General features: G+C 60.7%; 14 protein-coding genes. 10 read left to right on the top strand and 4 right to left on the bottom strand.

Annotated elements, in window-relative coordinates; genetic code table 11:
• The first annotated feature begins 27 nt into the window (after positions 1-27).
• Positions 28-1,623, top strand: a complete 1,596-nt coding sequence (locus BW33_RS21485) for a glycosyltransferase family 39 protein (protein ID WP_047601058.1) — start codon at positions 28-30, stop codon at positions 1,621-1,623.
• Between the two features lie 18 nt (positions 1,624-1,641).
• Here BW33_RS21485 and BW33_RS21480 read toward each other — a convergent pair whose 3' ends face one another.
• Together BW33_RS21480 and BW33_RS21475 are read right to left on the bottom strand one after the other, a co-directional pair.
• Entirely contained in the window at positions 1,642-2,400 is a 759-nt protein-coding gene (locus BW33_RS21480) for a slipin family protein (RefSeq protein WP_003220464.1), read from the bottom strand.
• 2 nt (positions 2,401-2,402) lie between these two features.
• Entirely contained in the window at positions 2,403-2,954 is a 552-nt protein-coding gene (locus BW33_RS21475) for an NfeD family protein (RefSeq protein WP_081794241.1), read from the bottom strand.
• Between the two features lie 154 nt (positions 2,955-3,108).
• Between BW33_RS21475 and BW33_RS21470 the strand changes: the two genes are divergently transcribed.
• On the top strand, positions 3,109-3,570 hold the full coding sequence (locus tag BW33_RS21470) for an aminoacyl-tRNA deacylase (RefSeq protein WP_047601057.1): 462 nt from the start codon (positions 3,109-3,111) through the stop codon (positions 3,568-3,570).
• Positions 3,571-3,697: 127 nt separating this feature from the next.
• Positions 3,698-3,943, top strand: coding sequence for a DUF2789 domain-containing protein (locus tag BW33_RS21465; protein WP_047601056.1), 246 nt, complete (start codon positions 3,698-3,700; stop codon positions 3,941-3,943).
• A 3-nt stretch (positions 3,944-3,946) separates the two neighbouring features.
• Here BW33_RS21465 and BW33_RS28660 read toward each other — a convergent pair whose 3' ends face one another.
• On the bottom strand, positions 3,947-4,138 hold the full coding sequence (locus BW33_RS28660; protein WP_442965409.1) for a type II toxin-antitoxin system RelE/ParE family toxin: 192 nt from the start codon (positions 4,136-4,138) through the stop codon (positions 3,947-3,949).
• 85 nt (positions 4,139-4,223) lie between these two features.
• Positions 4,224-4,502, bottom strand: coding sequence for a CopG family ribbon-helix-helix protein (locus BW33_RS21460; RefSeq protein WP_047601055.1), 279 nt, complete (start codon positions 4,500-4,502; stop codon positions 4,224-4,226).
• Between the two features lie 201 nt (positions 4,503-4,703).
• Here BW33_RS21460 and BW33_RS21455 point away from each other — a divergent pair, with 201 nt between their 5' ends.
• From BW33_RS21455 to BW33_RS21425, 7 genes are all read left to right on the top strand, one after another.
• On the top strand, positions 4,704-5,132 hold the full coding sequence (locus BW33_RS21455) for a MarR family winged helix-turn-helix transcriptional regulator (protein WP_047601054.1): 429 nt from the start codon (positions 4,704-4,706) through the stop codon (positions 5,130-5,132).
• Positions 5,129-7,192: an FUSC family protein gene (locus BW33_RS21450; RefSeq protein ID WP_047601053.1), complete on the top strand. Its 2,064-nt coding sequence runs from the start codon at positions 5,129-5,131 to the stop codon at positions 7,190-7,192. Before BW33_RS21455 ends, BW33_RS21450 begins: the two co-directional genes overlap by 4 nt.
• Positions 7,189-7,398, top strand: coding sequence for a DUF1656 domain-containing protein (locus BW33_RS21445; RefSeq protein ID WP_047601052.1), 210 nt, complete (start codon positions 7,189-7,191; stop codon positions 7,396-7,398). The genes BW33_RS21450 and BW33_RS21445 overlap by 4 nt, the downstream gene beginning before the upstream one ends.
• Entirely contained in the window at positions 7,395-8,282 is an 888-nt protein-coding gene (locus BW33_RS21440; protein WP_047601051.1) for an efflux RND transporter periplasmic adaptor subunit, read from the top strand. The genes BW33_RS21445 and BW33_RS21440 overlap by 4 nt, the downstream gene beginning before the upstream one ends.
• Positions 8,279-9,721, top strand: a complete 1,443-nt coding sequence (locus BW33_RS21435; RefSeq protein ID WP_047601049.1) for an efflux transporter outer membrane subunit — start codon at positions 8,279-8,281, stop codon at positions 9,719-9,721. Before BW33_RS21440 ends, BW33_RS21435 begins: the two co-directional genes overlap by 4 nt.
• Positions 9,722-9,814: 93 nt before the next feature.
• On the top strand, positions 9,815-10,450 hold the full coding sequence (locus BW33_RS21430; RefSeq protein ID WP_047601048.1) for a hypothetical protein: 636 nt from the start codon (positions 9,815-9,817) through the stop codon (positions 10,448-10,450).
• A 246-nt stretch (positions 10,451-10,696) separates the two neighbouring features.
• The gene (locus BW33_RS21425) at positions 10,697-12,202 is read left to right on the top strand and encodes a YdgA family protein (RefSeq protein ID WP_047601046.1); all 1,506 of its coding nucleotides are present in this window, start codon (positions 10,697-10,699) and stop codon (positions 12,200-12,202) included.
• Positions 12,203-12,405: the final 203 nt, after the last annotated feature.

The raw sequence follows: 12,405 nt of genomic DNA, 5'->3' as shown, positions 1-12,405 counted from the left end.
GATATTCCGGCACAGCAAGAGGACGCAATGGCGGCACACAGAGAAACGCCGGTCGGCGACACGCAGGATCCACGTGCTGTCCCCGGGGCATGGTTGGTTGCCTTGCGCCTGATTCGTTGGGCCCGGGAGCACTGGCTGTTACCGATCATGCTGCTCGCGGCGGCGGTGCGTTTTTTCGACCTGACGGCCGCGTCGATCTGGTTCGATGAAGGCTCCAGTGTTCTGCTCAGCCGGTTTTCCCTGCCTGATATCTGGGGGCATGCGGCCCATGACGTGCATCCACCGCTGTATTTCATGTTGTTGCACGGCTGGATAGGCCTTTTCGGTGACGGCATGCTGTCGATTCGCCTGATGAGCGCCGTGCCGGGAATCATCACCGTCGGGCTGGGGGTGTGGCTGGTGGATCTGCTCGCCACCCGCCGCGCTGCGTTGTTGGCCGGGTTATTGCTGGCGTTGTTGCCCACGGCCGTGCGCTACAGCCAGGAAGTGCGCATGTATGCGCTGCTCGGTGTGTGGCTGATCGGCGCGACGATCGCGCTGGTCTACTGGGTGCGCCAGCCGAGGCGGCATCGTTATCTGGTGGCCTATGCGCTGCTGATGACGGCAGCGTTCTACACCCACTATTTCACTGTTCTGTGCGTGATCAGCCACTGGCTGTATTTGACGGCGGTGCGCGTGCAGCCGGGGTATCGGCTGCGGCATATTCAGCGACCGGCGTGGTGGTTGGCGAACCTGAGCATCGCGTTGCTGTACTTGCCGTGGGTGCCGAATCTGCTTGATCTGCTGCGGCACATCCCGGAACTCAAGGCCAGTAATGACATTGGCTGGGAAGATCCGGTGACCCTCAGCTCATTGCCGTCGATGGTCTGGTCGTTGCTGATTCAGGACGACGGTTTGACCTTGCCGGTGTGGCTGTTCTGGCTGCTGCCACTGGCATTGGTGGCCGTGATCGGCGTCGCGTTGCGACGTGATCGCAGTGTGTTTCGCGGCAGCCTGTTGCTGCTGTCTTACAGCGTGGTGCCGATTCTGCTGGTGTTTGGCGTGTCGTTCCTCTCGCCGGTGTTCATCGAGCGGTATGTGACGGCCTATGCGCTGGGGTTGCCAATGCTGGTGGCGCTGGCGGTCGATCGTCTGTACGCAGGCTCTCGCGTGCTGGCGCTGGCGATTCTGGTGTTGTTCGTTGGGGTCGAGCTGGTGGGTGTGAAGAACAATGCCACGGTCGACAGCAACGATCAGTTCAGCGTGCTGGTCGACTACGTCAACCGGCACTTCATCGAGGGTGACCGGATCGTCACCAGCGACATGATGTGGTACCTCAGCTACATCTACTACAACCGCACCGACGCGCAGATCCGCCTGTATACGCCACCAGCGGCGGACGGGCGTTCCACGCGCCCCAATGCCTATGGGTTTGGCACTTTGGTCGGCGAGGAGGTTTTCCTCGATCAGCTTGGTGACGTGTCAAAGGGCAGCACGCGGATGTGGTTGATCGGCACGCTGGATGAACCCGATGAGTTTGCGGCGTTGCCTGAAGGCTGGCAGCGGCAGAGCGATGTCCATGCAGGCGGTGCTTTTGCACGCTTGTATGTGAGGGGGCCAGGCACCGATAAACCGGGCGGATGATCGCTGGCCTGCGCAGGCTCAGGATTTGCCCGACAAATCCGCCATCCCCTTGAGCAGCTCGATCGGCAACGGAAAGACGATCGTCGAGCTCTTGTCGCCGGCAATCGAACTCAAGGTCTGCATGTAGCGCAACTGCATGGCACCGGGCTGACGGCCGAGCATTTCGGCGGCCTGCATGAGTTTTTCCGAGGCCTGCAGTTCGCCTTCGGCGTGGATCACCTTGGCCCGGCGTTCACGTTCGGCTTCGGCCTGTTTGGCAATTGCGCGCACCATCGACTCGTTGAGGTCGACGTGCTTGATCTCGACGTTGGCGACCTTGATACCCCAGGCATCGGTCTGGGCGTCGAGCACCTGCTGGATGTCGATGTTCAGTTGCTCGCGTTCGGCCAGCAGTTCATCCAGCTCATGTTTGCCGAGCACCGCGCGCAGGGTGGTCTGCGCCAGTTGGCTGGTGGCCGAGAGAAAGTCTTCGACCTGAATGATCGCCTTCTGCGGGTCGAGCACGCGGAAGTACAGCACCGCGTTGACCTTCACTGAGACGTTGTCGCGGGTGATGACATCCTGCGGCGGCACGTCGAGCACCACGGTGCGCAGATCGACCCGGACCATTTGCTGCACCACCGGAATCAGCAGGATCAGCCCCGGACCCTTGACTTGCCAAAAGCGCCCGAGCTGGAACACCACGCCGCGCTCGTACTCACGCAAGATGCGGAAGGTCGAGCCGGCGAGTGCGATCACCAACAGCAGCAGTGCAACGAAACCGATTTGCAGACCCATGATCACTCTCCGTGTCGCACCGCGTCAGTCGCGGCGACTTTCAGCAATAAGCCCGTACGCCCGACCACCCGCACCGATTGCCCGGTGTGCAGCGGTGTCGTGCTGTGCACCTGCCAATGTTCACCCTGCAATTGCACCCAGCCGTTGTGGGCGTTTTGCGCTTGCACGGTAGTCACCGCCGTCACGCTGCCGACCAGCCCGGCATCGCCGCTGACGGCGTGGCGCGGGCGGGTTTTCAAGGCGCGGACGATCAACGCGATCAGCAGCAGGGCGCTGAGCAGGCCAAGTCCGATGATCATCGGTACTGGCAACTCGGCGTTGCCCAGAATCAGCGCGCCGATGACGAACATGATGATCCCGCCGAGGCCGATCACCCCGTAGTTGGGCAATGCCGCTTCGGCGATCAGAAAGGCAATGCCGAGGGTGATCAGCCATAGGCCGAGCGGATTGACCGCCGTCAGCGGGACGTCAGCCGCGAGGGCCGAGCCGCTGGTCAGCAGTATCAGGAAAAACGTGCAACATCGGCTATTCACGTGACCCTCCGGGAGAGTCATGGGGGTGTTTCCTTAAGTCTAGTTGAGCCTGGCGCTGGATGAATTCTGCTCAATGAGCAGATGTGTCCAGTGAGCGGATTTCCTTTCGCCAATGCCTTGTCGGACTAGACTCAGCAGAACAGGTACAACGTTCAGCGGGACACCGAGGTGCAGCATGCGTATGGCAAAAAAAGTGCAAAGCAGCCTGAACCGGGCGCATTGCGAATATGACATCGTGGCCCACCGCCACTCGGCCAGCAGCCTGGAAACCGCACGGGTTTCCGGAGTGCCCGCCGAACGCGTGGCCAAATCGGTCATTCTCGACGACCACCACGGGCATTACCTGATGACCGTGCTGCCGGCCAGCCGGCATCTGGACTTGAGCAAGGTGCGCAGCAGGGGCGAATGGCAGATCACCCGGGAGAGCAACCTGGCGCATATCTTCGATGACTGCGAACGCGGCGCGGTGCCGCCGCTGGGTGATTCCTACGGCCTGGACATGGTCATCGACCCGCTGCTGACCCGGCAGAAAGACATCTACCTGGAAGCCGGTAACCACAACTACCTGCTGCACATGAGCATGCCCGAATTCCTGAAAATGGTGCCGCATGCCGAGGTGCGGGAGTTGAGTCAGTAGGATTTGTAGCGTTTTTGCCGGCGCCCTCGCGAGCAGGCTCGCTCTCACAGGTTGAACACGTTCCCCTGTGGGAGCGGGCCTGCTCGCGAATAATCTCCCACCCACCGCATTCTTGAAGGAGTCCTCCATGGAACAGCCCACCCACAGCCTGCCGTCCCTGTTCAAACAACTGGGTCTGGACAACGACCCGACCAGCATCGACCAATTCATCACCACCCATTCACCACTCAAACCCGAGCTGCACCTCGCGGACGCGTTTTTCTGGAGCAAGAGCCAGGCGGATTTTTTGCGGGATGAGATTCTTGATGATGCGGACTGGGCGGAGGTGGTGGATCAGTTGGATGTGTTGTTGCGCAAGGGGCGGGAGGGATGACCGCTATTTTGGGAAAGGCCACATCTGTGCGGTATGAACAATCGCCATGATCCAGACCACCTCTCGATCCATTTGGTGAACGAGACGATAGCTAGGATGCGGAATGATCTCTCGAGTGCCAGCGATAACGCCGACAGGGCCAACTTCGGGGTGTTGGGAGATCCGGGATACCGCTTCAGTGAAGCGGCGATCCATTTCGAGGGCTACTCGCGGGTTTACGGCGTGTAAGTAGTCCCAGATTTTTCACGATCCTGTACAGCATTTTTAGTCCAGATAATCTTCATCCTTGATTGTCTGCCCGCCTGCGCCTGACGGCGAATTGTGCTTCAACTTCCTCGTTGGAAAAAACCTCGCCGGCGGCTATTGAGGCTCGCGCAAGCTCGACCTTTCGCTGCAAAAACATCTCGTACTCACGGGCTTCCCTTTGAGTCTGAACAAACTGACGCATCATTTCGCGCACGATCTGTGATGCAGGGCGATGCGAGGCCTCGGCTTCGGCCATGAACTGCTCTCGCAGCTCGAGCTCGAGTTTCATTGTGAAAACCGCCTGTTTTGACATTGCAATGTTCCCTTTAAAAGGTGATGTACTTACGAGGTACATACATCGTAATGCTTTGATTAGGAATCACGCGTTGCTCCGAGTGACCAACGGGCAGATTTGTTTCAAAACTTGACTGAAATTCCCCGCCAATGCGATATTGATAGTTAGCAAACTAACAGTGTGCATTTTCCCGTGCCGAATTCCCTCGACGCTCTCCAGATGAACATCAGCAGTGCCATGGTGGTGGCCGCCAGGCATTGGCGGAAGATCTGCCAGACCACGCTGGTCAACTATGGAATCTCCGAAGCCTGCGCCGTGCCCTTGTTGATGATCGGGCGGTTGGGCGAGGGCGTGCGTCAGGTGCAGGTGGCGCAGGCGGCCGGGATGGAGAGTCCGTCGCTGGTGCGCCTGCTCGATCAGTTGTGCTACGCCGGCTACGTCTGCCGCACCGAAGATGCGCAGGATCGCCGGGCCAAGTGCCTGAGCCTGACCGACAGCGGCCGTGAGCTGGTGCAATCGGTGGAAAGCGAGCTGGTACGTCTGCGTCATGAAGTGCTCGAAGGCATCGACCAGAGCGATCTGGAGGCTACGCTTCGGGTACTGCGAGCTTTTGAGGCGGCCAATCCGCCTGTGGTGATCAATTCTTGAACGGTTTTTTTTCCGGCATTCCTCCGGCCCGTGACTGGTTCTACGGGGTCCGTACCTTTGCAGCGTCGATGATTGCGCTGTACATCGCCTTGCTCATGCAAATGCCGCGTCCGTATTGGGCGATGGCCACGGTGTACATCGTCTCCAGCCCGTTTCTCGGCCCGACCAGCTCCAAGGCGCTGTACCGCGCCATCGGCACTTTTCTCGGGGCGGCAGCAGCGGTGCTGTTCGTGCCGATGTTCGTGCAGAGTCCGTACGTGTTGGTGGTGGTCGTCGCGCTGTGGACCGGGATTCTGTTGTTCTTGTCGCTGCACCTGCGCACCGCCAATAGCTACGCGCTGATGCTGGCCGGTTACACCTTGCCGCTGATTGCCTTGCCGACCGTGGATAATCCGCTGGCGGTGTGGGACGTGGCGGAGGCGCGCACCGAAGAGATTTTTCTCGGTATCGCCGTGGCGGCGGTGGTCGGCGCGATGTTCTGGCCGCGCCGTTTGGCGCCGGTATTCAACGACGCGGTGGGCAAGTGGTTCGCCGACGCCACCACCTACAGCCTGAAGTTTCTCAGCCGCGACGTGCAGCCTGAACAGATCGCCGCGCTGCGCATGGCCATGGTCGCCAACTTCAACAGCCTCGAATTGATGATCGGCCAGTTGCCCCACGAAGGTGCCCGGCCGCAAACCGTGCGCAACACCAAGGAATTGCGTGGACGGATGATCCACCTGTTGCCGGTGATCGACGCTCTGGAAGACTCGCTCTATGCCCTTGAGCGACGTACGCCGGAACTGGTGGAAAAGTTTGCCCCGCTGCTGACCGCGACCCAGGAATGGCTCGGCCATAACGACGCCGATCTCGAACGATGGCAGGCCCTCAAGGATCAACTCCAGGCCCTGCAGCCAAGCTGCGAGGCGCTGGAAGATCGCAAGCAATTGTTGTTCTCCAACGCGATTTATCGCCTCGGCGAATTTATCGATCTGTGGCAGGACTGCCGCAGTCTGCAGGACGCTATTCTCTGCGAGCGCCAGGACAGCTGGCGCGCGGTGTACCGGCACTGGCGCCTCGGGCGGCTGACGCCGTTTCTCGATCGCGGGATGATGCTGTATTCGGTGGCCTCGACTGTTCTGGCGATCATCGTCGCGTCGGTGCTGTGGATTCTGCTCGGCTGGCCGGACGGTGGCAGCGCGGTGATTCTGGCGGCGGTAGCGTGCAGTTTCTTCGCCTCGATGGACGACCCGGCGCCGCAGATCTATCGGTTCTTTTTCTGGACCGGGATGTCGGTGCTGTTCGCCAGTCTCTATCTGTTTCTGATTCTGCCGAACCTGCACGATTTTCCGATGCTGGTGCTGGCGTTTGCGATTCCATTCATCTGTGTCGGCACCCTCACGGTGCAGCCACGCTTCTTCCTCGGCATGCTCCTGACGCTGGTCAACACCTCGTCGTTCATCAGCATTCAGGGCGCGTACGATGCGGACTTCTTCGCCTTTGTGAACTCCAACCTGGCCGGCCCTCTGGGCCTGTTGTTTGCGTTCATCTGGACCCTGATCGCCCGTCCGTTCGGCGTCGAGCTGGCGGCCAAGCGTCTGACCCGCTTCAGCTGGAAAGACATCGTGCACATGACCGAGCCGGCCAACCTTGCCGAACACCGGCAGCTGGGCGTGCAGTTGCTCGACCGCTTGATGCAGCACTTGCCGCGCCTGGCCATGACCGGTCAGGACACCGGGATTGCCATGCGTGAAGTACGCGTGGGGCTGAATCTGCTCGACCTGCTGGCCTATACGCCACGGGTCACCGGTGCGCCGAAGGCTCTGCTGCAGCAAGTGGTGTCCGAGGTTGGCGAGTATTTCCGCGCGTGTCTGAAGGCGGGCGAACGCTTGCCGGCGCCGAGTCCGTTGCTGATGACCATGGATCGCGCGCGCCGCGCGCTCAAAGGCCACGGCGACGAAGAAACCCGGCTAAACCTGTTGCATGCCTTGAGCGGTTTGCGCCTGGCGCTGCTGCCCGGCGTGGAATTCGTCAGCACCAGCGATGCCGAAGAACCGCTGCCCGATGGAGCGCCCCTATGATCGGTGATCTGGATATCAGCGGGATTTTCCTGCCGACCCTGCTGGTGCTGATGGGCATCACCTATGTGTTGTTTCTGCTGGTGCACGGCGTGCTGACGCGTGTGCACTTTTACCGTCTGGTCTGGCACCGGGCATTGTTCAACGTGGCGCTCTACGCCGTGCTGCTGTACGGCGTGGACTCACTCAGTCGATACCTGATGACATGAAAAAACCGTTTCTGACCATCGGTCGCGTGGTACTGACCCTGCTGATCGTGACTTTTGCCGTCGTCCTCGTCTGGCGCATGGTGATGTATTACATGTTTGCGCCGTGGACCCGTGACGGCCACATTCGTGCCGACATCATTCAGATCGCCCCGGACGTGTCCGGGCTGATCCAGCAGGTCGAGGTCAAGGACAACCAGTTGATCAAGCGCGGTCAGGTGCTGTTCAGCATCGACCAGGACCGTTTCAAACTGGCCCTGCGTCAGGCTAAAGCAGCGGTTGCCGATCGTGAAGAAACCCTGGCCCAGGCGCAGCGTGAAGCCAAGCGCAACCGTGGCCTGGGCAACCTGGTGCCGGCCGAACAACTGGAAGAAAGCCTGTCGAAGGTCGCCCGCGCGCAATCGGCGCTGGCCGAAGCGCTGGTGACGGTGGACAGCGCGCAGCTCAATCTGGATCGCTCGGTGATCCGCAGCCCGGTGGACGGTTACGTCAACGACCGCGCGCCGCGAGTGCAGGAGTTCGTCACCGCCGGGCGGCCGGTGCTGTCGGTGGTCGACAGCAACTCGTTCCACATCGACGGTTATTTCGAAGAAACCAAACTCGACGGCATTCATGTCGGGCAGTCGGTGGATATCCGCGTGATCGGCGACAAGGCCAGGCTGCGCGGGCATGTCGAAAGCATCGTCGCCGGTATCGAAGACCGCGACCGCACCAGCGGCAACAACCTGCTGCCCAACGTCAACCCGGCGTTCAGCTGGGTGCGGCTGGCGCAGCGGATTCCGGTGCGTATCGCCTTTGACGAAGTGCCGGAAGACTTCCGCATGATCGCCGGACGTACCGCCACCGTGTCGATCATCGACGACAAAACGCAGGAGCCCGCGCAATGAACAAGGCCCTGATGATCGCCGGGTTGGGCGTGATGCTCTCGGCCTGTCAGATGGTCGGGCCGGACTATTATCTGCCCGCTGACGCCGCGGTGCAGCGCAAGGACTTTCAGGGCGAACTCGCGGTGGAGGGCAAACCGGTGGTGTCGGCGCCGGTGCCGGCGGATTGGTGGCGGCTTTATAAGGATCCACGTCTGGATCAACTGGTGCAGCAGGCCATGGCCTCCAACACTGACTTGCGCGTGGCGGCGGCGAACCTTCAACGGGCTCGCGCGCAAGTCGATGAGGCCGAAGCGGCGGGTGGCTGGAGCGCAGGCGTGAAGATGGGCGCGCAGCGTTTGCAGGAATCCGGTCAGGCGTTCTTGCTGCCGGAAAAAGTCCCGGTCGACAACGTCGGTGATATTGGCATCAGCGCGTCTTATCAGTTCGATCTGTGGGGCACTCTGCAACGCGGTATCGAAGGCGCGAAGGCTAACGCCGATGCGACGCAAGCGGCGGCTGACACCGCACGGATCACTTTGGTGGCCGACGTGGTTCGCGCCTACACCCAGGTGTGCGCCGCCAATGAAGAGCGGGAAATCGCCCAGCATTCCCTCGACCTGCAATCGCAGAGCACCACGCTGATCCAGCGTCTGCGCGATGCCGGGCGTGGCGATGAGACTCAGGTCACCCGTTCGCAAACCCAATTCAAGTCGTTGCGCGCCGACCTGCCGCGTTATGAGGCAGCGCGTCAGGCCGGGTTGTTCCGCCTGTCGATGCTGCTGGCCAAACCGGTCGAGCAATTGCCGGCCGGCACCGCAACCTGTGCCGAGTTGCCGAAAATCGCCCAATTGGTGCCAGTGGGTGATGGCGCTGCGCTGCTCAAGCGTCGTCCCGATATCCGTCAGGCGGAACGTCGCTTGGCGGCCTCGACAGCGGGCATCGGCGTCGCCACGGGCGAGTTGTACCCGGACATCAGTATCGGCGCGACCATCGGCACCGTCGGTCTTATTGACGACTTGGGTGATCCGTCGACCAACCGCTGGGGCTTTGGCCCGTCGCTGAGCTGGAAGGTACCGACCAACGGCGCCCGCGCGCGGATCCGTGAAGCCGAAGCATCGGCGCAGGGTGCACTGGCGCATTTCGACGGGGTGGTGCTCAACGCCATCCGCGAAACCCAGACCGGCCTGGCCCAGTACAGCGCGCTGCTGCAACGCCGCGACGCCCTGGCCGACGCCGAGCAATCGGCAAAACTGGCGGCGGACCAGACCCACCGCTTCTTCCAGGCCGGACGTGAGTCGTTCCTCGCCGACCTGCAGGCGACCCGCACCTACACCGACGTCACCGCGCAACTGGCCGCCGCCAACACCCAGGTCGCCATGAGCCAGATCGATTTGTTCCTCGCGCTGGGCGGCGGTTGGGAAAGCGGACGAACGCAAGCCTCAAGCACCAGCAAACCCTGAAGCCGTTGCTATGCTTTGAAGTGTTGGAAGGGTGCCACGTGCAACGCACCCTTTCAGCGCACATTGCTAGCGCTGGTCTAGGGGAAACCAATAATGAAAAACCCTTACGCTCTCGGCTTCTGGTGCGCCCTGGTAGCGCTGGTGCTGCTGTCGGCCACCTATTTCTACGGCATCATGCTGGCCCATCAGATCGACAAGGCCATGGTCTTCCTCGACAGCGCCGTCGCGCTGATTGCGGTCATGGCAATCGTGGTGGTGGCCTGGGCGTCGCTGCAGGTGCAGCGGGTCAAGAAACGCCAGATGGAACAGGGCAAGACGCTGGTGCTGATCTGGGACACCAAAGTCGCCCTGCGCCGGGTCGAAACCGTGTTCGACCGCTACTTCTGGGGCAGCTACTGGCAACCGGGACGCACCTTCGCCGAAGTCATGGGCGAACTCACTGGCACCCCGCTGGAAAAAAGCCTCGAAGCCCTGAAAAAACAGTGCCTGGAACTCGACAAGCAGATTGCCGATGAAGGCTGGCACTGGCTCAACAATGCCCGCGAACTGTCGGATGTCGCCACGGCCATGGCCCGTGAGCGTTATCAACTGGATTTCTGCGACCCCCGGGCCGACGGGCCGGGCGGGGCGGTAATCGATCGCGACTTTGAAGTGCTGGTGTATACCTGGACGGCGCGGCTCAAAAGCTTTGATCATCAACTCGATGAGATCGAGGTTCAGTACTCCTGAAAAGCAAAAGTTCGCAGCCTTCGGCAGCTCCTACAGGAAACGCATTCCTTTGCAGGAGCTGCCGAAGGCTGCGATCTTTTTGCTTTTGCGTGTGTCCATAGACACTCTTTAACCTTTAAACATTGGGCCGCCTCGTGCTGCCAGTGCTAATCTCCACTGCTAATTTCAGCGGAGTCGAGCCGCGACCCGGTCACGGGTTCAGGGAAGACGACCACATTTCAGCCACGGACATTGATCAGGTCATTCATGAATAAATCAGCAGGCGTGCTTCTCGGGATTGTTGTTGCCATCGGTGCGATCAGCGCCGGCGGGGCCTGGTATACCGGGACCAAGATTGAAGGTGTGCTGAACAACGCCGTCAGCAACGCCAATAAAGAGCTGCAGACCGCGATGGCCGGCTCCAATGGCACCGCGTCGCTGGAGCTGGTGTCGCTGGAGCGTCACACCTTCACCAGCACCGCGCACTACCGCCTCAAGGGTGAGGGTGAGATGTTCGGTGACCAGCCGGTCGAGCTGCTGTTCGTCGACCACATCGAACATGGCCCGCTACCGTTCTCGCGTCTGGTGTCGCTGAAGTGGCTGCCGGTCATGGCGACCAGCAATTACGAGCTGGAAAAGAGCCCGGCCACCGAAAAATGGTTTGCCGCCACCAAAGGCGCCGCGCCGCTCAAGGGCGTGACCAACATCGGCTACGACGAATCCACCACCAGCAGCCTGGAATTGCTGCCGCTGGAAACCGCGCTGGACGAGCAGTCGAGCCTGAAATTTTCCGGCCTGACCATGAACATTTCCGCCAGTGCCCAGGCGCAGAAGGTCAAGGCTGACGGCTACATGGACAACCTGAAACTGGTCACCGTGTCGCAGGATCAGGCGCCGGTGCAGGTCGAACTCAACGGTCTGACCCTGGCCAGCAACCTCACCAAGAGCAGCTACGGCTATTACACCGGGGAAAACACCCTGGAGCTGACCAACAGCAAAACCACCTTTGGTCCCAAGCAGTCGGTGCTCGGCGTGAAGAACTTCGAAATGAAGAACCTCACCGAAGAGAGCGGCAGCAATGCCTCGGGTCGCGCTGACTACAAGGTGGGTGAAGTCACCCTCAACGACAAGAAAATCGGTTCGGCCAACATGGCCATGAGCCTGAAGAACCTCGACATCCCGTCGACGATGTCGTTGATGCAGATCTACCAGACTAAGTTGCAGCCATACGAGAAGGAAGCGGCGGCCGCTGCCGAAGCCGGCCTGCCGGCACCGGAACTGAACCTGACCGAAGCCGAGTCGGCACAGGTCAAGGCTGACCTGCAGAAACTGCTGGCCGCCAGTCCGCAGATCGCGCTGGAAAACCTGTCGCTGAAAACCGCCAACGGTGAAAGCCGCGCGAGCCTGGTGATTGACCTGACCAAGCCGCAGTCGATGGATCTGCCGCCGGATCAACTGGGCAAACAGTTGATCGCGCTGCTGGATATGAAGATTCAGGTGTCCAAGCCGATGCTGATCGATCTGCTCAGCGTGCAGGCGCAGCTCGACGGTCAGACTGACGCCAAAGCCATCGTTGATCAGGCCAGCGCCGGTGCCGACATGTTCTCCGGCATGGCAGTCGGTTCGCAGTTGGCGACCGTCGATGGCACCAACGTCGTGACCAAGCTGCATTACGCCGCCAATCAGGTGGAGTTCAACGGCCAGAAGATGACCGTCGAGCAGTTCGTCGGCTTCCTGATGAGCAAGTTCGCTGGCGTCACGCAAGTGCAGTAATCCTGCGTTCTAAATAACAACGCCCGGCCTCTGATCCACAGACGCCGGGCGTTTTGCTGTCTGGTGTTCGGGTTTTCGTCTGAGCCGACGCCACGATTCTGAACAATTATTGCGTTCTGGATATTCGACTACGCTTGCATGCAAGACTGCCTGACTAAGCTTGGCCGGGTCTGTTTTGACCCGGTCTCCGTTACGAATGGGCA

Source organism: Pseudomonas sp. RIT288 (assembly GCF_000631985.1).
GTDB lineage: Bacteria > Pseudomonadota > Gammaproteobacteria > Pseudomonadales > Pseudomonadaceae > Aquipseudomonas.
The sequence above is the reverse complement of the archived record's forward strand: the minus strand, read 5'-3'. Positions and strand labels throughout refer to the sequence as shown.